19 protein-coding genes are annotated in these 20,301 nt (G+C 61.3%); 18 read left to right on the forward strand and 1 reads right to left on the reverse strand.

All coding sequences use genetic code 11. The annotated features are described in order from the left end of the window. Position 1: 1 nt before the first annotated feature. Positions 2-520: a hypothetical protein gene (locus KG722_RS00985; protein WP_213268624.1), complete on the reverse strand. Its 519-nt coding sequence runs from the start codon at positions 518-520 to the stop codon at positions 2-4. A 221-nt stretch (positions 521-741) separates the two neighbouring features. On the opposite strand from KG722_RS00985, the gene KG722_RS00990 reads away from it, so the two are divergent. The 18 genes from KG722_RS00990 (at position 742) to KG722_RS01075 (ending at position 20,301) form a co-directional block, all read left to right on the forward strand. Next, positions 742-1,188, forward strand: a complete 447-nt coding sequence (locus tag KG722_RS00990; RefSeq protein WP_213268626.1) for a hypothetical protein — start codon at positions 742-744, stop codon at positions 1,186-1,188. 53 nt (positions 1,189-1,241) lie between these two features. Next, a complete protein-coding gene (locus KG722_RS00995) occupies positions 1,242-1,970 on the forward strand; it encodes an ATP12 family protein (RefSeq protein WP_213268628.1) in 729 nt (242 codons plus the stop codon). A gap of 95 nt (positions 1,971-2,065) precedes the next feature. After that, positions 2,066-2,587, forward strand: coding sequence for a hypothetical protein (locus tag KG722_RS01000; protein WP_213268630.1), 522 nt, complete (start codon positions 2,066-2,068; stop codon positions 2,585-2,587). A 155-nt stretch (positions 2,588-2,742) separates the two neighbouring features. Beyond that, a complete protein-coding gene (locus tag KG722_RS01005; RefSeq protein WP_213268632.1) occupies positions 2,743-4,275 on the forward strand; it encodes an acyl-CoA carboxylase subunit beta in 1,533 nt (510 codons plus the stop codon). Between the two features lie 187 nt (positions 4,276-4,462). After that, on the forward strand, positions 4,463-6,541 hold the full coding sequence (locus tag KG722_RS01010) for an amidohydrolase family protein (RefSeq protein ID WP_213268634.1): 2,079 nt from the start codon (positions 4,463-4,465) through the stop codon (positions 6,539-6,541). A gap of 55 nt (positions 6,542-6,596) precedes the next feature. Beyond that, entirely contained in the window at positions 6,597-7,346 is a 750-nt protein-coding gene (locus tag KG722_RS01015; RefSeq protein WP_213268636.1) for a DUF695 domain-containing protein, read from the forward strand. A gap of 172 nt (positions 7,347-7,518) precedes the next feature. Then, positions 7,519-8,454 carry a hypothetical protein gene (locus tag KG722_RS01020; protein WP_213268637.1) on the forward strand — a complete coding sequence of 312 codons (936 nt, stop codon included), beginning with the start codon at positions 7,519-7,521 and terminating at the stop codon, positions 8,452-8,454. 244 nt (positions 8,455-8,698) lie between these two features. Continuing rightward, positions 8,699-10,270 (forward strand): hypothetical protein, encoded by a 1,572-nt coding sequence (locus KG722_RS01025; protein WP_213268639.1) that lies wholly within the window; start codon positions 8,699-8,701, stop codon positions 10,268-10,270. Between the two features lie 12 nt (positions 10,271-10,282). Continuing rightward, a complete protein-coding gene (locus KG722_RS01030; protein ID WP_213268641.1) occupies positions 10,283-11,056 on the forward strand; it encodes a hypothetical protein in 774 nt (257 codons plus the stop codon). 74 nt (positions 11,057-11,130) lie between these two features. Then, complete coding sequence (locus KG722_RS01035; protein ID WP_213268643.1) at positions 11,131-12,126, forward strand: threonine/serine dehydratase; 996 nt, start codon at positions 11,131-11,133, stop codon at positions 12,124-12,126. Positions 12,127-12,312: 186 nt separating this feature from the next. Beyond that, on the forward strand, positions 12,313-13,197 hold the full coding sequence (gene cpaB, locus KG722_RS01040; RefSeq protein WP_213268645.1) for a Flp pilus assembly protein CpaB: 885 nt from the start codon (positions 12,313-12,315) through the stop codon (positions 13,195-13,197). Then, positions 13,197-14,495, forward strand: a complete 1,299-nt coding sequence (locus KG722_RS01045) for a type II and III secretion system protein family protein (RefSeq protein ID WP_213268647.1) — start codon at positions 13,197-13,199, stop codon at positions 14,493-14,495. The genes cpaB and KG722_RS01045 overlap by 1 nt, the downstream gene beginning before the upstream one ends. Before the next feature lie 3 nt (positions 14,496-14,498). After that, positions 14,499-14,762: a hypothetical protein gene (locus tag KG722_RS01050; protein ID WP_213268649.1), complete on the forward strand. Its 264-nt coding sequence runs from the start codon at positions 14,499-14,501 to the stop codon at positions 14,760-14,762. A gap of 44 nt (positions 14,763-14,806) precedes the next feature. Next, entirely contained in the window at positions 14,807-15,976 is a 1,170-nt protein-coding gene (locus KG722_RS01055) for a hypothetical protein (RefSeq protein WP_213268651.1), read from the forward strand. After that, a complete protein-coding gene (locus KG722_RS01060; RefSeq protein WP_213268656.1) occupies positions 15,973-17,358 on the forward strand; it encodes a CpaF family protein in 1,386 nt (461 codons plus the stop codon). Before KG722_RS01055 ends, KG722_RS01060 begins: the two co-directional genes overlap by 4 nt. A gap of 14 nt (positions 17,359-17,372) precedes the next feature. Further along, positions 17,373-18,356 (forward strand): type II secretion system F family protein, encoded by a 984-nt coding sequence (locus tag KG722_RS01065; protein WP_366909863.1) that lies wholly within the window; start codon positions 17,373-17,375, stop codon positions 18,354-18,356. Between the two features lie 11 nt (positions 18,357-18,367). Then, positions 18,368-19,300 (forward strand): type II secretion system F family protein, encoded by a 933-nt coding sequence (locus KG722_RS01070; protein WP_213268658.1) that lies wholly within the window; start codon positions 18,368-18,370, stop codon positions 19,298-19,300. A gap of 44 nt (positions 19,301-19,344) precedes the next feature. Continuing rightward, a complete protein-coding gene (locus KG722_RS01075; RefSeq protein ID WP_213268660.1) occupies positions 19,345-20,301 on the forward strand; it encodes an acetyl-CoA carboxylase carboxyltransferase subunit alpha in 957 nt (318 codons plus the stop codon).

The following is a 20,301-nucleotide window of genomic DNA, read 5'->3' on the forward strand; positions in this document are numbered from 1 at the left end:
ATCAGAGCGCGCCTGGATCGAGGACGGGCAGGTCTTCGTCTTTCAGGTAGGACCGGAAATCGGTGAGGGCCTGGGACCAGCTGTAGGCTTCGTCTGTGTCGAAAACGTTTTCGTCCCGCAGGTCCACATCCATGAGGATGCAGGTGATCGGCCCGACCCGGTCGGAGCTGTCGAGCACCATCGTGCCGGAATAGCTTTTGAGATTGTAGTCGTTCGCAGCTTCCAGGATCTGATCACGCTCTGCCCAGGGAAGAAGGCGGACGCAGGCCTTGAAGTTGACCTCCTCGCAGGTCTGCTTGTCGGTGTCGGCGTCATTGCACTTGTTGAGCGCTGTAACGGTGCCCAGGCCCTGGAGGTCTCCGGAGACCGTCGGCTGGCCGAACAAGATGCCAATGCGGCTGCTTTTCTGGCCGATCGACTCAAGCACGTCGCGCACCCTGAACACATTGGTCGCCTCAGAGTGAGCCACCGGCAGGGCGAGCAGAAAAATTGCAAAGGCAAGGATCGCGCAACGCAACATGGAAGAAAGCATTTCCTTGGGTTGTGTATTGAATAACGCAGTTGATGCTGCATATCCCACCCTCGGGGGGCAGGAAATAGGCGCCATGTAGAAGGCTTTTCAGAGGGGGCAGCAGGCGGCTTTAGAGATTGTTAGGAACCTCTGGCGCATTCGACGCGTTGATCGGCGGGCGCTCTCCTTTTGAGAGTGCCAGGCTGGGCCAGGCACAACCGACAAGAACCATGAAAACCCTCAAGATAGAGCTCGCAATTGCCGGGACTGCCCTTTTCGCCCTCGGCGCATTCGTGGCCACGCGCCCGCCCGAAGCGCAAGCTGTGCAGGCGGCGGGGCTGACGCAATTCTCGAAGGCAGACTTTGCTGCCTTTGACCGCGATTTCGGGATGGATGGGGAGACGTGCGACGTTGGCCTGAAGCGGGACCGCATCTGCTTTGGCGGGTCTCCGGTGGAGCATCTCCTCCAGCCGGGCATGATCCTGCCGCGCGAGATTCCGATGGTCGGCGCCGAATTCCGGATCATTGTTGTGACAGAGCTGAAGGACGACACTCTCCGCACGGTGCGTTTTGGGCGGTCTCTGGCGCTGGTCGATCCAAAGACGCGGTATGTGCAGGACGTGATCAACCTGTCGGCTGACCGGTTTGACGATGCGCGGGCACCGGCACTGCGCTAGGCGCCGCTGCCGCGGGCTTGGAAGGGCGCGCGGTTCGTCGTAAGGGCAGGCGCATGACCGGCACACCCCCCACCTTCGAGCGCCCCAAGCGTTTCTACAAAGACGTTACCATCGAGCCCGCCGGGGGCGGTGGTTGGCAGATCCTGCTGGATGGCCGGAGCGTCAAGACCCCTGGCCGCGCGTTGCTGAGGCTGCCGACCGAGGCGCTGGCGCAGGAAGTGGCAGAAGAGTGGGCCGAGCAGCTTGCCCATATCAATCTCCTGAGCATGCACCTGACGCGTCTCGCCAATGTCGCCATCGACCGGACCCCGGAGATGCGCGAGGAGATGGCCGAAGAGGTCGTCCGCTATTGTGAGACAGACCTTGTCTGCCACATCGCAGAGGAGCCCTTTGAGCTGGCCGCGCTGGAAGAAGCCCGCTGGCGGCCTGTGCTTGACTGGGCAGGCGAGACGCTGGGCGTGATTTTGATGACGACCGAAGGCATCATTGCCGAGCCCCAGCCAGGGGCCTCCCTGCAGGCGGCGCGGGATTATGCATTGGGCCTGGATGATTTCCGGCTGACGGCGCTGGTGTTCGGATGCGGTGTATTAGGCTCGGCGGTCCTGTCGATGGCGCTGGTCGAGGGGGCGTTGACAGCCGAGTCCGCGTTTCATCTCTCGCGCATCGACGAGGACTGGCAGGCCCGGAAATGGGGCCAGGACGAGGAAGCTAAGGCGGCCGCAGACGCCAAAGAAATCGAAGCTGACGCTATCGGCCGGTGGCTGGACGGCCTGCAAGCCTGAGCGTTCAGAAACCGACAGCCAGGTGAACCGGGCTGGAACCGGGAATGAACGCGCGCTTCAGGGCCGGTTTGGGTACGGTGTGTTTTTCTGTTCCCATGATGAAGCCGATCAGAACTCTAGGAGCTGCCGTCGTTGCGCTTGCTGCGCCGGCACTCTTCGCCCTCCCGGCAGCTGCTGACACCCCGCGGGGCGCCACCATTGCCAGGATCGAGACGCCGCTGCTCGGCGCTCAGGTGAGGCTCAGCACCGGCGCGCGGTATGATCACCGGGACAATTTTCGGGGGCCGCGCTACAATGGCCGCAACAAATGGGGCCAGACCGAGCGGCAGGTAAACCAGCTCACCCGCGACGCCGTTCAGGCCTGCCGTGCAGCGATCCGTTATGAAGGCCGCCAGGCCGGCTTCCGCGAGATCGACTTTGACGACGACCGGTGGGCCCGCCAGATCGGCCCGAACGGGTTTCATGTGACCTTCAATGAGGTCGAGTTTGAAACCCGCCGGCGGGATATTGAAACCCGTGTCAGCTGTGAAGTGCGCCGGGGCAATGTCGTGTCGCTTTCTGGCATTCCTCACAACCGCGGATACGGCAAGGGCCCGCCTCCCGGCCGCCGCTGGTAACGCAACGTAATCTTGCAGTTCAAAAGAGCGCCCCGGGACTGGACCTCCGGGGCGCATGGCTTTGTTGACCCTGCGCGAGCTTGCCAAGGCTCGCGGAGTGGCTATTCAGTCACCCGCAAACAGCAAAATCTGACGGATTGAAGGAGCAGCGCGGCATGCACGATCTCATCGAGGCTCTGGAGCAGAAACGGGCCAGCGCCCGCATCGGCGGCGGCCAGACCCGCATCGACAGCCAGCACGCCAAGGGCAAGCTGACCGCGCGCGAGCGTATCGAGGTGCTCCTCGATGAGGGCAGCTTTGAAGAATACGACATGTTCGTCGAGCATCGCTGCGCCGATTTCGGCATGGAAGAGCAGAAGATCCCCGGCGACGGCGTGGTGACCGGCCATGGCACCATCAATGGCCGTCTCGTCTATGTGTTCTCCAAGGACTTCACCGTGTTCGGTGGCTCGCTCAGCCGGGCGCATGCGGAAAAGATCGTCAAGGTTCAGCAGATGGCCGTGAAGAATGGCGCGCCGGTGATCGGTATCTTCGATGCGGGCGGCGCGCGCATTCAGGAAGGCGTCGATTCGCTGGCAGGCTATGCCGATATCTTCATGGAAAACGTGCTCTCCTCCGGGGTTATTCCGCAGATTTCGGTTATCATGGGGCCGTGCGCTGGCGGCGACGTCTACTCGCCCGCGCTGACCGACTTCATCTTCATGGTGAAGGACACCTCCTACATGTATGTGACGGGTCCGGATGTTGTGAAGACCGTGACCAATGAGGAAGTGACTCATGAGACCCTAGGCGGGGCTTCGGTGCATGCCAAGAAATCCGGCGTTGTGGACGGGGCGTTCGAGAATGACATCGAGGCGCTGACACAGATCCGCCGTCTGATCGATTACCTGCCGGCCTCCAACCGCGAGAAGCCGCCGGTCCGCCCGGTGCATGACACGTTCGACCGGCAGGAAATGAGCCTCGATACGCTCGTGCCGCCCAACCCCAACACGCCTTATGATATGAAAGAGCTGATCACCAAGGTGGTGGATGAAGGGGACTTCTTCGAGGTCAGCCCGCAATTTGGCGGAAACATCATCTGCGGCTTTGGCCGGATTGAAGGCTCGACCGTGGGCGTGGTGGCCAACCAGCCGATGACGCTGGCGGGCGTGCTCGACATTGACGCCAGCCGCAAGGCCGCGCGCTTCGTGCGCTTCTGCGACTGTTTCAATATTCCGGTGGTGACGTTTGTGGACGTTCCGGGTTTCATGCCGGGCACGAAGCAGGAATATGGCGGCCTGATCAAACACGGCGCCAAGCTCTTGTTTGCCTATGCTGAAGCGACTGTGCCGAAAGTGACCGTCATTACAAGGAAGGCCTATGGCGGCGCCTATGACGTGATGAGTTCCAAGCATCTGCGCGGCGACGTGAACTATGCCTGGCCCACCGCCGAAATCGCCGTGATGGGCGCCAAGGGCGCAGTCGAGATCATCTTCAGGAAAGAGGCCGGTGATCCGGAAAAGCTCGCCGCGCGCACCAAGGAATATGAAACCAACTTCGCCAACCCCTATGTGGCCGCGAAGCGGGGCTATATCGACGACATCATCATGCCCCACAATACGCGCAAGCGCGTCGCCACTGCGCTCCGCACGCTCAAGAACAAGTCACTGACCAATCCGTGGAAGAAGCACGATAACATTCCACTTTAGGGAATGTTGGGCCGGTATTCTGTAGATGGTCAGTATCCCGGAAAGTGCAAAGCGCTTCTCCGGGATAGCGGGCCGTGAGTGGCGAGCCGCTCCGGCCAGACCTTCCCACCCCCGCCCCAATGTGCGACCAATGCCTCTAAACAGACCGCTCCCATCGGGCGCGGCGGCGGCAGGGAGGATTTCCAGGATGTTGAACCGGTTTGGGAGCACGGCGCTGGCGGCGCTGTTTATGCTGGGGGCGTGCGCGCATGAGGTTGAGGCGCCCGCGCTTGATGTCGTTGAAGCGGCGCCTGCGCCGGTGACGGAAACATGGTCCGTGCGCCTGTTTGATCAGACGCTTGGCCAGCTGGTTGCGACCACCGAAGGAAACACCATCAAGGTCGATTATGAGTTCCGCAACAATGGCCGCGGGCCGACGCTGGCCGAGACGATTACCCTTGGCGAGGACGGCCTGCCGGCAGCGTGGAAAATTGACGGCGCGACGACCTTCGGCAATGAGGTCCATGAAACCTTTGCGCTCGAGGGCGGCGTTGCCAGTTGGACCGACACGACCGGCTCGGCCAGTGCCGAGCGCACAGAGCCTGCAATCTATATTCCGCAGAACGCCTCGCCCTATACGCTCGCCATCTATGCCAAGGCTTTGCTCGCGGATAATGACATGACCTTGCCGGCATGGCCGGCGGGCAGCCTGACGATGAGCGCCCAGGACAAGTTGCGGGTCGAGGGCGCGGGAGGGCCTGTCGCTGCGACGGTCTATGCACTCGTTGGCGATGATGTGGACCCGACGTATTTTCTGACCGACGAGGACGGCGATCTGTTCGCGCTGATCTCGCCGCGCTTTGTTGTCGTGCGGGAAGGCTATGAAGAGGCTGATGATCAGCTCAAGGAGCTTGCCACGCGCCTTTCTACGGAGCGGCTGGAGACAATCCAGACCGAGACGGCCCACAGGTTTGATGCGCCGCTGGCGATCATCAATGTGCGCATCTTTGATCCCAAGGCGAAGGCGATGTCGGCGCCCTCCACGGTGAAGGTAGAAGACGGCGTGATCACGTCCGTCACGGCGGGCGTTGCCGATACGGCCGGCGCCTATGTGGTGGACGGGCAGGGCGGGTCGCTCGTGCCCGGGCTGGCCGAAATGCATGGCCATATGGGTCAGGACGCGGCGCTGAAGAATATTGCGGCAGGCGTTACGCTGGTGCGCGACATGGGAAATGAAAATGCCGTGCTCAGTGAGCTGATCGGCAAGATCGAAGCCGGCAAGCTCGCCGGGCCGCGCGTAGTCCGCTCCGGTTTCATTGAGGGCAAGAGCCCGTTCAGTTCGAACAATGGTATCCTTGTGAACAGCGAGGAAGAGGCGCTTGCCGCAGTTGATTGGTATGCGGATCAGGGAGATTTCTGGCAGGTCAAGATCTACAATTCGATGACGCCAGCCTGGGTGCCAGCTGTCGTGGAGCGCGCGAAGGAGCGCGGCCTGAAGGTGAGCGGGCATGTGCCGGCTTTCACCAATGCCGACGCCATGATCGAGGCAGGCTATGACGAGATGACCCATATCAACCAGCTGATGCTGGGATGGGTGCTGGCGCCGGAGGAGGACACGAGGACCCTGCTGCGCCTGACGGCCCTGCAGCGGCTGCCAATGGTGGACCTTGATGGCGCTGAGGTGATCCGGACGCTGGACCTGATGGCTGAGAACGGCGTCGCGATTGATCCGACTTATGCGATCCATGAGGCGTTGCTGCTCTCGCGTAATGGCCAGGTGCAGGCGGGCATGGCTGACTATGTCGACCACATGCCCATCGCCGTGCAACGCGAGGCGAAGGCAGCCTGGTCAGCCATCGGGAGCCCGGAAGAAGACGCAGCCTACAAGGGCGCCTTCGATCAGATCACCGGCACCATCCGTCGGATGAAGGATCGCGGCATCTTTATCGTCATGGGGACTGACCTTGGCGGCGCGCTGACGCTGCACCGTGAACTGGAGCTCTACCAGAAGGCCGGCTTCACGCCTGAGGAAATTCTCGCCCGCGCGACATTTGAGGCGGCCGACTATATGGGGCTTGGCGATGAACTCGGCTCGATCGAGCCGGGCAAGAAGGCGGACTTCTTCCTCGTGCCCGGAAATCCGGTGGAAGACCTCAAGGCAATCAAGACCATCCGGCTCGTGTCAAAAGGAGATACGCTGTATTTCCCGAGCGAGATTTATCCCTATTTCGGCATTCGGCCCTTCACTGACATTCCGGCAGTGACGGCGCCGTCCGCTCAGGACTAGGTTGGCTTTGCAGACGCCTGCCACGCACCGGCGGCAACCGGGAGAATGGACGAGCATGACTGAAGACGCATGGCGGATGTATTTTGCGGATATGGGCGGGCTGCCTGCGTCCATCGTGTTCAATGACGGTATTGCGCAGCGCATCAACGACCTGCCACTGGTGCATGCGATGAAAATCCGTGTGCCGCTCAAGTCGCCACGCGGTGATGGCCTGACAACGAGCGAGGAGTCCGGCGCGATCAATGCGCTTGACGAGCAGTTCGACCAGATCATCACCGGCCATGGCGGGGAGTATCTCGGCCGCGTCACCAACAATGGCGCGCGCTGGGTGCTTGCCTTGATCCGGCCGGGGCCGCGCGAGCTTGAAGCAGCGTTGCACGCGGCCGCCGCGGAGGCTGGCTACGCGCCGGAGATCCATGTCGAGCAGGATCCTGGCAAGGCGATCTACTGGCAAGATCTCTACCCTTCGGAAGACGACCGGCAGGTGATGGTGGATATGGAAGTCCAGCGGGTCCTGCTAGAGCGTGGAGATCAGCCGGAAAAGGTGCGTGAGGTTGAACACTGGACCTATTTTCAGGAGGAAACGGCCGCGCGCGCGTTTGCAGGCTGGGCGTCTGAGGGCGGGTATATGGGGGTCTGCGTCGAACCCCCGGCTGAGGGCGGACCACCGCTCTGGTGTGTGAATATGAAACATCAGGGAACTTTGCAGCTGACTGATATTTCGGGCCATTCGCTCGCAATCAGCCGTCAGGCGCGGGAAGGTGGTGGGTTGTATGATGGTTGGGTGTCACCTCTGACTCTGTAGTGAATGCTGCAGTAACGATCGCGGATAGTGTATTCGGTATAATGATTGTTTCCGGAATGGTAGCAATCATTCTCATTCTGTGCCGGGACAATATGGTTTCTTGAGAAATTATTGCGCCGGAGGCGCGACTCAAGCATTCCCCACCAAACGTCCTTCCGGTATGTAAAACGCAATGAGTTTGCCTCGCAATCAGTCAGCGCCTGAACAGGCAAACCGCCTGGATCAGGTTGGGGACAAGAAGCGCGTGCTGCGCTTCTGGCAGACCGCGCGCGTCGGGAAGATGAACAGCGCGCTGGAGTACATGCAGTTTGGCGGGGATCATCTTCGCCCGCTCGTATTCCTGACCTCCATAGAGTATCCCGCTGCGCCGCCCTGGGGGTTCTGCATTGATGCAGCCAATGCCGGGTTTGGTGTGTTCAGCATTCGCCGGCCGGGCTTTGGCGCTTCCCAACCCGTATCCGGGGTCGACCAGCAGGCAGCCCTGATTGAAGCTTTCCTGGAGGAAGCAGGCCTCAAGGACATCATCCTCATTTCGGTTGGTTCGGCCAATCCGGTCGGGGCGCGTATCGCGCTGAAATCGCACAGAGTGGCGTTGAGCGTGTTCGCTAACTGTGTGTTCAACCGCGACGTGATGGGGGAGTTTCGCCCTGCCTGGTTTGGGCGGCTGTTGTCCCAGACACTGGAAAGCCGCGGGGGGGCTCGTATATCCCTCGGCGCCATCAGGCAGGCTGGCCGGCAGTTCGGCAGCCAGTCGTTTTACCAGACCTGCTTCCAGAAAAGCCCGGGCGATGTTTCCTATGTGAAGTCGTTTCCTCGCGAAATGGCAGAGGCCTGGGAAGTGGCCAGCGCCATCAGCCCGGAAACATGGCAGCAGGAACTGCACCAATCCCTGAAGGGCGACCCGCTCCTGACGGACGACCTGTTTGGCTCCATACCCTGTCTGGCGATTTCCGGACTGGAAACGACCGACACCTGGAAAAGCGGCTTTGAGGCTGAAGCTCGCAGGCTTTCCATTCCCGTGTCCTATCTTACGAGCGGGGACATCCTCGTGCCGTATCAGTCTGGAACCGAACTCCTGGGCCTTCTTAAAAACAGGGTTGCGGCCTGACGGCCTGATCCGGCCACAAGTGTTAGCGGGATATTAGCGCGCGCCTGTTGCGGGATTGCAACAGCCTTGGCCTTTGAAGATGGCTAACACCTTGAGAACATGGAAACCCGGTCGCCTAAGATTTGGTCCGTTAACAAACATTACGTTTTGGCGAGACACAGGATCGCTTAGAACCTTGTTAAGCCTCCCGCCTGACCCTCGAGATGGGCTGAAAACATGAACTTTCGCAGGCGAGAGGTTCGCAATGAACAAGAAAACTGTGCGCTGGGGCACGGACACCGGCTTCGAGAAGAAGGTGAAGCCGTTCGATGACCGCAATGAGCTATCCGCCCACGGATTGCGTGGAGCCCGGGCCAGGGGCGATCTGGGGCTGAGCCGCGGGATGACCCGCAGGGAGGCCCGGCGCGATGCAGCCGATGCCATACCGGTATCCGAAGCGATCACGCAGGATCAGTGGAGCGAGCGGGAACAGCAGATTGCCGAGCGCGCTGAAGAAGTTCGACGAGGCCTCGGAACCTGGATGTCCACGACAGCTGCCGGCGTGCGCAATTACATCCAGGATCAGACACCTTCCGACATTCATCCTGATCAGTTGCGTGAGGCGATCAAGGCAGAAGAGCACGAATACAGGCACTACGAACTCGACGACACCGAAGACGCGCGGACCAGCCATTCTGCGGCGATCATCGAGCTCCAGACTTTCCGGCAGACACACGGCGCGCAGATCGGCGAACGCACGCCGGACATCAAGAAGAATGTCGAGCAGGCAATTGCCATCCTGATGTTCGTGATGCTGGTGGAAGGCGCGTTCAATGCGCTCCTGTTCAAGGACGCGCAGGCTTCCGGCTTGCTCGGTGGACTGATGATTGCGTTCGGCGTATCGGCCGTGAACGTTTTGTTTGGTGTCGTGGCTGGCTTTCTGGGGCTGCGTTATCTCAATCATCCCGCGTTAGCGGCCAAGATCATGGGCGGCGTGGTCGCGGGCATCTCGATCCTTTGCGGCATCTTCCTGAACTTCTTCGTGGCGCATTACCGGGACGCAGTCGAGCACGGCCTTGCCCGCGCAGAAGTGGCCGGCCGCATGGCGGAGTTTTCGATGTTCGAAATTCCGCCCGGCAGCGTCATTGCAGGCATGTTCCCGAACATTTTCGGTCTCGACAGCTTTGTAGCACTGGCGCTCCTCATCCTCGGGCTGACCGTATTCGCGATCGCGGTCTATGAGGGATATGACCGGATTTCCGACAAATATCCTGGCTATGGCCGTGTCTGGCGGAAGGAGCGTAAGGCCTATGAGCGGCGCCAGCAATTGCGGGAAGACCTGCGCACGGACCTTTCGGACTATTTTTCCGCCAGCCGGCTGTGGTTTGAAACACAGCTGTCCCGGCATTCCCGGGCCAAGCGGGAGATTGAGAAAGCGATGAACGTGATAGAGGCGCGCCGGGACATCGCGGTGGCTGTCGCGGCCAAGGCGGCAGACCAGGAACGGGGCCTGAAGGTAGCTTATCGGCAGGCACACAGGCGTCAGCGCAACCAGCTGCGTGACAAGCTCGGCGAGCAGGCAGCGTGCCCGGCCTATTTCGATGAAATCCTGACGCCTCAGCTGCCTCCCTTCGACCTGACCAAGGAACGCACGCAGGCCAATGCCGCGATCAAGACGATTGAGCAGAACATTCTGGCGCTGAACCTCACGCGCGAATGGCTGGAGACCCATATCCAGCATGTGCAGCAGGGACTTTCTTCAGTCGAGAAGAAGGTGGTCGAGGAGATCGCCCGGGTACGTGACGCCAAGGGCGGCGACGCCAAGAAGACCGGCTGAGGAGGCGGACCCATGCCACGACGCAAGGAAAAAGGTCCCTGGTTCTGGCGCAGCGCAATTGCGCTGATGCTGACATCCGTGTTCGGATTGTTCGCAGCCGCCGCCATGAACCAGCCCCCGGCAACTGACAGCGAAACGAACTGCCGGCTCGATCGGCAGGACCCGTCGCACACAATTGTGCTGGTCGATCAGTCTGATCCGTTCAATGCGACCGATGTGGCGTGGGTGCGAGCGCTGCTTGAGGATGAGGCGCGGGCATTGCCCAAATATGGCCGGCTGACACTGAGTGTTCCGAATGCGGCGTCTTCCTATGATCCGGTGACGGTCTGGACGGGGTGTTCGCCCGGGAGTGCCGCGGCAGCAAATCCGATTTTCCAGAACCCGAAGATGATCGAGCAGGCCTGGCAGGCAAAGTTTCACACGCCCCTGATGGCGGGCGCCGAAGCCGTCCTGATAGACAATGTCGCGCCCAGTTCGCCGCTGATGGAAGCGATGTTCACGCTGGGCGACCGGCCCGACTTTCAGGAAAACGTACCGGTGCGCCGGCTGATCCTGGTGTCTGACCTGATGCAGCACTCCAGGGAGTTCTCGATGTACAAGACCGGGACCGATTGGGAGGCCTTTGGAGGCTCGCCGCTCATGGACATGCGGCCCGGCCTTGACGGCGTCACGGTGGTATCCCGGGTTGTTCCGCGTCAGGAATATGCCTTGCCGCTCGGCGCGGTGAAGGCTTTCTGGCAACGCTGGTTTGAGGGAACCGGCGCTGTCTACGGCTCGGTGACCTGACCGTTGGGCCCCGTCTGAAACGTTTGCTCCGGAAGCCACTTTACGTGGCCCCGTGCTTCCGGTTAGACGGCGCCATGACCGACACATTGAGACTGCCATCTTTTGAAGACGTCCTCGCCGCCGAGAGGCGCCAGAAGGGCGTGGTGCGCGAGACACCGGTACTGCGCCACGACGCGCTTGATGAAGCGGCAGGCGCCGAACTGTTGATCAAGGCTGAGTGCGTGCAGGTGACGGGCAGCTTCAAGATACGCGGCGCAATGAACCGGCTGGCGCAGGTGCCGCCTGAAGGCCGGAAAGCCGGAGTGGTGGCATTCTCATCCGGCAATCATGCACAGGGCGTGGCGCGGGCCGCGCGGCTTCTGGGGATGCCGGCGCTGATCGTTATGCCGTCGGACGCGCCGCAGGTGAAAGTCGACGGTGTGCTGGCTGATGGCGGCGAAGTTTACCTTTACGACCGTAACACCGAGGACCGCGAAGAGATCTGCGCACGCCTGGCAGCAGAGCGCGGCGCGGTGATCGTGCCGAGCTATGATGATTTCGACATTATTGCAGGCCAGGGTACGGCGGGCCTCGAATTTGCCCGGCAGGCCGAGGCAGATGGACAGCCTTTGGACCATTTAATCTCCCCGGCGGGCGGAGGGGGCCTGATCAACGGGGTAGCGCTGGCGTTCGGGGCGCTCTCGCCAGACACAAAGATATGGGCGGCCGAGCCTGAGGCGCATGATGACTGGGCGCGTTCCCTGGAGGCCGGAGAAATTCTTGCCAACGCGCCGGGCACGCGATCCATCTGTGACGCGATCCTGACGCCCCAACCGGGAAAACTGACATTTGCCCTCGGGAAGCGCCAGCTGGCTGGCGCATTCCGGGTGTCGGACGAGGAGGTGCGCGAGGCCATGCGGATGGCGTTCCGCTATCTTCGGGTCGTGGCGGAGCCGGGTGGTTCTGCCGCGCTGGCCGCTGCTCTGGTGCACTTGCCGGCAGGGATGAAGGGCAAGCGCGTCGGCATCATCCTTTCGGGCGGAAATGTGGACGCGGCGCAGTATGCGCGCATCCTGGACACCGTATCCTGAAACATGGTTTACGCGGGTTAACCCTGTCAGTCGGCGGATCATCGTCTGCAGCGCGCGCGGGTATGGTTAACTCGATCTTCTGTGTCCGGAATAGATTAACCGCGTCTCTTTCAGGAGACCTTATTGTGCCTTGATTAAACCTGTAGCCGGGAACGCAGCAGAAGCTGCAGGATAGAGGGCTGCAGAATGAAAGCGATACCCCTGATCAGTCTGGGTTTGTCCCTGGCGCTCGGCGCAGGTGCGATATTCTTCGGGCGCGAGTTCATGTCGGATACCGGGCCCGAAGCAAACGCGGCCGCTTCGCCGGCCATTCAGATGACCCAGATTGCCGTGGCGCGGGCCACGATAGAGCCCGGAAAACTGATCGATCCAACAATGGTGGAGTTGCGCGATTGGCCCGCCAGCGCTGTGCCTCCCGGCGCGCTTCGGGCTGTTGCTGATCTGGGCGATAAAGCCTATTCGCGCGGACTGGTTGTGGCCGGAGAGCCCATCCTGGGCGAGAAGATCGATACAAGCGGCAGCGTTCTCACCCTGGCCGCCAATATCCAGCCGGGGATGCGAGCCGTGTCTGTTGTCGTTGCAAGTGATACGGGCGTTGCCGGTTTCGTTCTGCCGGGAGACCGGGTGGATGTGAACGAATTCGTGGAAGAAAAGGACGCGCGCGCGGCGCCAGAAGACGCGCGCCGGTCAGCAGACGTTTTTGCCCAGCCGGTACTCAAGGGCGTCAAGGTCCTCGCTGTGGACCAGATCTTTGAGTCCGGTCTCGAGGGCGCCCGCCCGTCCAATACCGTGACCCTGGAAGTGACCCCCGAAGATGCGCTGCTGCTCGGCGCTGCCAGCCGTCGCGCGGCGCTCGGTCTTGCCCTGATTGGGCGGGAAGAAGAATTGAAAGAAGTTGTTGAGGTGCCCAAAGTAGTGCCGCCAAAGAAACCGCAGACCCGGCCCGCCCGGACTGTGCGCGCGCCTACTACCGCAACGGTGCGTGTCATCAACGGGGAAAATGATGCGCAGGTAACAACGCCGGTGGCCAAACCCGCGGGCCCTGCAAAGCTGACAGGAGATGCCGGCTGATGTTTGATGTTCGCCGTATACTGATTGCAGGCCTTATGGCGTCTCTTTTTGCGCAGCCTGTTGCCGCGTGGACCGAACGCTCGGCGCCGGATGGGGCCGACAGGCTGGAGCTGCGCCGTGGGAAGTCGGCCGTTGTGGAGGCTGATGCTGCCTTTGCCACAATCGTGGTTGCAGATCCGCAGATCGCAGAGGCTATGCCCACATCCAACCGCTCATTTTTTGTGCGCGGCAAAAGCCCTGGCAGCACGACAGTGCTGATCTATGACGGGTCTGGCGCTATCGCCGAGCTGATCGAAATCGAAGTCAAGCTCGGGCTGGATGAGTTGCGGGGAGACCTTCGCCGGCTGCTGCCTGGCGAGCTGATTGATGTCTATGCGGTGCATGACGGCGTGTATCTTGATGGCAAGGTGACGACCGCTGCCGCCGCTGAGATGGCATTGCAACTGGCCGAGCGCCATGTGCCGGGCGGTGTGGCCAACGGCCTGTCCGTGGGCCAGAGCCAGCAGGTTCTGCTGGAGGTGCGCTTTCTTGAAGCCAGCCGAAATGCGGTGCGTGAGATCGGTTTTGGGCACAATGTCGACGCGAATGATGTCGTGATCGGAACTGAAAGCGGAACCGTCTCCGGGCTTCTGGAAAAGACCGTGGCGCTGTTCACGAATGTTGGCGGCGAAAACATCGATATCCGCCTTCGCGCGCTGGAAGAGAAAGGCATCATCCGCACGCTGGCAGAGCCAAACCTTGTCTCTCTGTCCGGCGACACGGCGAGCTTTCTTGCGGGCGGAGAATTTCCCATTCCTGTTTCCAGCCGTGACAACGAAGTTACCGTGGAGTTCAAGAAATTCGGTGTGAGCCTCGATTTCACGCCGACGGTTCTGGGCGATGGCCTGGTCAATCTCCGAGTGCGCCCGGAAGTATCTGCGCTGGACCGGGGCAATGGCATCCGGGCCTCCAATATCGACATTCCCGGCATTTCGGTACGCCGCGCCGACACGACGGTGGAACTTCATGATGGCCAGGCGTTTGCCATCGCGGGTCTGCTCCAGAACAATTATACAAATGATGTTCGCCAGACGCCCTGGATCGGCAATGTACCGGTGCTCGGCTCATTGTTCTCGTCCAAGCGCTATCAGCGAAACGAGACGGAACTGATCATCATCGTGACGCCGCGCCTTGTGCAGCCCTTCTCCCATCCCGAAGGCGTTGCTTCTCCCCTGGACGCCGTAAGCGAGCCAACGGAGGCGGAATTCTTCCTGCTGGGCAAGACGACTGGCGATGCTGCAGAAATTTTGGGGGACTGACAGATGAGCAAGACGATCAGAATGGTATTGATTTCCGGTGTCCTTTGGGTATCCGCATGCGCAACCCATGACCGTCAGGACCATTATGTTCTGGGCGAAGCCACGCGCGGGAACATTGCGGCGCAGGCTGTGCGCGACGTGAACCTGCCGAACTCGCGTCCTGTCGAGACGAGTTCGGGCGTCCGGGCGGCCAAGGCCGTGCAGGCGCTGAACGAAGGCAAGACCAAGACGCTTGCCGATGCTGGTGGCACCGGGGGCAGCGAGTGACACAAGGGGCCACAGCAACATTTACGCCGGCGCCGGAAAGCTCCGTGGGCGCCCTGCCGGCAATGGCAGTCCTGGCGCGTCCGGACCTTATATCAGCGCTTGCGCCGCATTGCGCAGAGCTCTCCGACATCAGCGGGCTCACCCCGCCAGAGATGGCGCTCCGCCATGGCGGCGGATTGATCCTGATCGAACAGGGATTGCCTGGCTGGGACCAGCTTCTGCTGCTGCTGGCCGTGGAGCGTCCATCCAGCGCCGTGATCGTGGTGTCCGATCATCTGCCGACGCACATGGTGCGGGCACTGATGAAGATTGAAGCGTCAGACATTTTGCCAGGCTCGGCAACACCAGGCGATATCGCAGGCGCGTTTGAGCGGCTATGTGAAACGCGCGTATCCGAGCGCGAGAAAGAGCCTCCGAGTGCGTCCGTTTGCTGGGCATTCCGCGGCGCAGTTGGCGGAGCAGGCGTTTCCACGCTCGCCATTGAAAGCGCCTTCGCGCTGGCGCGTATCGTCGGCCCCGGCAAGGTCTGCCTTGTGGACCTGAACCTTGCAGATGGTATGACGGCCTCCTTCCTTGAGGCAGTGCCAAAGCTTGATCTCAAGGCGCTGTCCGCTGCGCCAGACCGGCTCGATCAGCGCCTCCTGGCGGCCTGGTGCTGGCAACATGAAGACGGCGTTTCGATTATTGCCTCGCCGCGCAATCCGGATGCGGACATCATGGCGACGGAGGCGGCCATTCTGCGCCTTCTGGATGTTGTTTGCGGAACGTTTGAGTATGTCCTCCTCGACATGCCGCGCCACATGATGCCCTGGACAAAGCCGGTTATGGGCGCTGTCGATCAGGCAATAGTGGTCAGTGAGCTGACGGTACCGAGCCTGCACGCTGCGGCAGATATGTGCCGGGATATCGACATGCTGCGCACTGACGGGACGAAGGCGCGGCTGGTGCTGAACCGGATGTTCCCGAAAAAGCAGTTCCGCGCCGGCTTCCCTGTCGATACCGCTGAGAAATCCATCGAACGCAAGATTGATGTGACGATTACGTCTGACTGGGACGCAGCGCGAACGGCCGTCAATCTCGGCAAACCCATAGCGGATGTAAAACCGAAAAGCGCGCTGGTGGCCGACGTTGCAAGCCTCGTGCGCAAGCTTGCACCCGAAGACATCCTTGCCACGCATGCGGCAAACCACAGAGCGAAGCGAGCTAAACGATGAGCCGGTTTGGATTTACCAGCGCTGCACCGGGGGTTCTTGAAGCGGCCCAGACGCCCGCTGAAGCAGCGCCTGCGCCTTCCTCGCGTCAGCGCAACGAACCTGAACCAGCCTCCTTTGATTTGCTGGACGCAAAACTCCGTGTCCACGCAAAATTGATCGACGAGCTGGACCTTTCGGCGCTGGACAAGCTGGACGACGAGACGATGCGCCGCCGCGTGCGCGGGATCATCAGCGAGATTATCCGCAAGGAAGAGATGGCGCTCTCTGCCGCCGAGGAAGCCTCCTTTGCCGATGCCGTGATGGACGAGATGACCGGCCTCGGCCCGATCGAGCCACTGCTGAAGGACGATTCCATTGCCGACATCCTGATCAATGGCTGCAATCAGGTTTATGTCGAGCGGCGCGGCAAGCTGCAGCTGGCGCCCGTGCGCTTTGCAGACAATGACCATTTGCTGCGCATCGTTCAGCGGATCGTGGCCGCCGTTGGCCGGCGCGTCGACGAGAGCCAGCCGCTGGTAGATGCCCGTCTCCTGGACGGAAGCCGGGTCAACGCTGCCGTCGCACCCATTGCCATTGACGGGCCGCTTGTTTCGATCCGGAAATTCTCGAAATCTCCGCTGACGATGGACAAGCTGGTCGGGTTTGGTGCGATCCCCAAACCGGTTGCCGACTTTATCCTGGGCGCTGTGAAGTGCCGCGCTTCGACCGTGATTTCCGGTGGCACGGGTTCGGGCAAGACGACATTGCTCAACGCGCTCTCTTCCGCGATCAGCCCCGATGAGCGACTGATCACGATTGAAGACGCCGCCGAGCTCCAGCTGCAGCAGCCCCACGTTGCTCGCATGGAAACGCGCCCGCCCAATATTGAAGGCAAGGGTGAGATCCGCCAGCGGGAACTCGTGAAGAACGCCCTGCGCATGCGTCCGGACCGGGTGATTCTGGGTGAGGTACGCTCCGAAGAAGCTTTCGACATGTTGCAGGCGATGAACACCGGCCATGAAGGCTCCATGGCGACCATTCACGCCAACAACCCGCGTGACGCGATCACTCGTCTTGAGCAGATGGTGATGATGGGTGGCATGAAGATTTCCGAAGAGGCCATCCGGGGGCAGATCGCTTCTGCAGTGAACTTCATCGTTCAGGCAACGCGCCTGTCGGATGGCTCGCGCAAGGTGATTTCCATTGCTGAAATCACCGGCATGGAAGGCTCCGTCGTGCAGCTGCAGGAAATTTTCAAGTTCGAACGCACGGGCACAGCGCCGGACGGGAAAGTGCAGGGCCATTTTGCTGCCACGGGCCTGCGCCCGAAATTCATGGACGAAATGGAACGCAAGGGTGTGTTCATGCCGGCGGGTCTGTTTGACCCGACCAGCAGGTTCTGACGGGGCGCGCGCCAGTGTTCGGACTGCCTGATCTTTCAAGCCTGGACATGAGGCTGGTGATCCCGGCGATCATGGCGGTTGGCGCGCTCTTGCTGGCGGCGCAATCCGTCATGAGTCTCGTTTCAGACGTCCGGACACAGCAGATCGTCAACAGACGGCTTCAGTTCAAGGAACGCTACGCCACACACAATGAAGCTATGGTTGAGCTGCGCAAGAGCCGGGGACTCGACGGGGATGGAAACCTCACCATGTCGCTGCGATGGCTCAATCGGCTCATCGTGCGCTCGGGGCTGAAATTCCAGCCGGCGCGGTGGGCGGCAATGTCGCTTGCGGGCGCCTCAGTCGCCGGCATCGCGGCGTTCATCTATCTCGGGGGGATCTACGCTGCGATCCCTGTGTTTTTGGGGGTGCTTGTCGGCGGTCCCATTCTCGTGATCCGCCACAAGGCGGTGACACGCGCCAAGAAACTGGCAACACAACTGCCCGATGCGCTGCAGATCGTCTGCCGCAGCCTGGAAGCGGGCCACCCTGTGGCGACAGCTGTCAGCCTCGTGGCGCGCGAGATGCCCGATCCGATCGGCACAGAATTCGGCATGACCGCAGACGAAGTATCGTACGGCATGTCACTGACCAGCGCCGTGCAGCGCATGGCGGAGCGGGCTGGGGACCCGGATGTGGAACTTTTTGCGGCAACCGTGCGCCTCCAGGAAAAGACCGGCGGCAACCTGACGGAACTCCTGAAGTCCAACACGAATACCATCCGAGAGCGGCAGACCATGCGCCTCAAGGTGCGTGCGGCTTCATCCGAAGGGCGTGTCTCCGCGATGATCCTCACATCAGCGCCGTTCATCGTGATGGCGGCCATCCACATGCTGCGCCCGGAATTCTACGGCAATGTCATTCATGAGCCGCTGATCAAGTACAGCTTCGCCGGGCTGCTCGTCTGGATGGGCATCGGTAACCTGGTCATGAACCGCATGATCAATTTCAAGATGTAAGGACACAGACGATGCCGGCGCTGCTCTCTTCTGGTCCTGCCATTCCCATCCTGCTCGGGCTGCTTGCCTTGTTGCTTGCCGTGCCGGGGCTCTTTTCCTTTGGGCGCAGCCGCCAGGATGCCGGTGACATCGAGCGGCGCCTGGCACGCCGGCCCGTTGGAGCGCCTGCCGAAACCAAGAAGAAGGAGAGCCAGCTCGGCAAGGCCGTCATGGGGATTGCCGACAATGCGGCGCCTACGGACGGAGCCGAGGTCAGCGCCGCCCGCGCGAAGCTCAATCTGGCGGGGTTCACAGGGCCTACGGCGATCTCCAGGTATTTCCTCGCGCGCTTTGTCTGCGTGGTGATCCCGCAGGTCGCCCTGTTCTTCGCCCTGCCATATTTGCAGGATTACCCGAAATATGTGCCGGTGCTGGCCTCGATCACGCTGGTGCTCGCCGGGCTTGCCGCCCCGGGAAAATTCCTCGATGCGCGGATTTCTCAGCGCAAGCAGGCCTGCTCCAGCGGGTTTCCGGACATGATGGACCTGATGGTCGCCTGCGTTGAAGCCGGTCTGAGCCTTGATGCATCCGTGCAGCGGGTGGGCGAAGAGCTGGAACTGCGCCACCCGATCATCGCCGGCCACATGCGCACCCTGTCCCTGGAGCTCCGGGCGGGGCGATCCCGCAAACTCGCCTGGCGCGCATTTGCTGACCGCCTTGGCATCGAAGAGGCCGGATCGCTTGCCACAATGCTGCGTCAGGCAGAGGAAATGGGCACCAGCCTGGGGCAAACCCTGCGGGTTTTCTCAGCCGATATGCGTCAGCGGCGGATCCTGATGGCCGAGGAAAAGGCAATGGCGCTGCCCGCAAAAATGACTTTGCCACTGATTTTATTTGTTTTTCCAGTTCTTCTGGGAGTGCTTATCCTTCCGGCGGTGGTCATGCTCACCAAGACGCTGGGGTGAAAAGCCGCTAGGCGAACCGGGCCGGGATTGCTAATCAGGCCCCTATGGCAACCTATCTTGAATTTGAAAAACCGATTGCAGAACTCGACGCGAAGATCGCGGAGCTCGAGGCGCTGGCCGCCCGCAAGGATGGCCCGTCGATCAGCGACGAGCTGGCGAAGCTGAAGACCAAGTCGGTCAAACAGCTCAAGCAGATCTATTCCGAACTCAACGCCTGGCGCATCACTCAGGTGGCGCGCCACCCTGACCGGCCCCACCTGTCGGATTTCATCAACACCGTCTTCGAGGATTTCGAGGAGCTGGCCGGTGACCGGGTGTTCGGCAATGACGAGGCCATCATTGGCGGCATCGCCCGGTTCAAGGGTCGCTCTGTCGTGCTGATGGGCCATGAAAAGGGCCGCACGACGGAAAAACGCCTGAAACATAATTTTGGTATGGCCCACCCTGAAGGCTACAGGAAGGCTGTGCGCCTTATGGATCTGGCCGAGAAGTTCAATCTGCCGGTCCTGTCTTTCCCGGACACCGCCGGGGCCTATCCCGGCAAGGGCGGGGAAGAGCGCGGCCAGGCCGAGGCGATTGCCCGGGGCACCCAGCGCGGCCTGTCGCTGGGCGTGCCATTCGTGACGCTGATCATCGGCGAGGGCATGTCCGGCGGCGCCATCGGTATCGCGGCGGCAAACCGCGTCCTGATGATGGAATACGCAATTTATTCAGTGATTTCGCCGGAAGGCTGCGCGTCCATCCTCTACCGGGACGCGACCAAGGCGAAGGACGCGGCCGAGGCGATGGGCATTACCGCGCCCGAGCTTCTGAAGCACCGAATCGTCGATGGCATCGTGAAAGAGCCCGTTGGCGGCGCGCACCGTGACCCGCAACGTGCCATGGCTGCTGCAGCAAAGGCGATTGATGCGGCGCTCTTGGAGCTTGAGGGCATGAGCCCGGCCGAGTTGCGGGCGCAGCGGCGGGACCGGTTCTATGCTATCGGCCGTGAGGGCCTTTAA

It is taken from the genome of Hyphomonas sp. (assembly GCF_018402285.1).
Classification (GTDB): domain Bacteria; phylum Pseudomonadota; class Alphaproteobacteria; order Caulobacterales; family Hyphomonadaceae; genus Hyphomonas.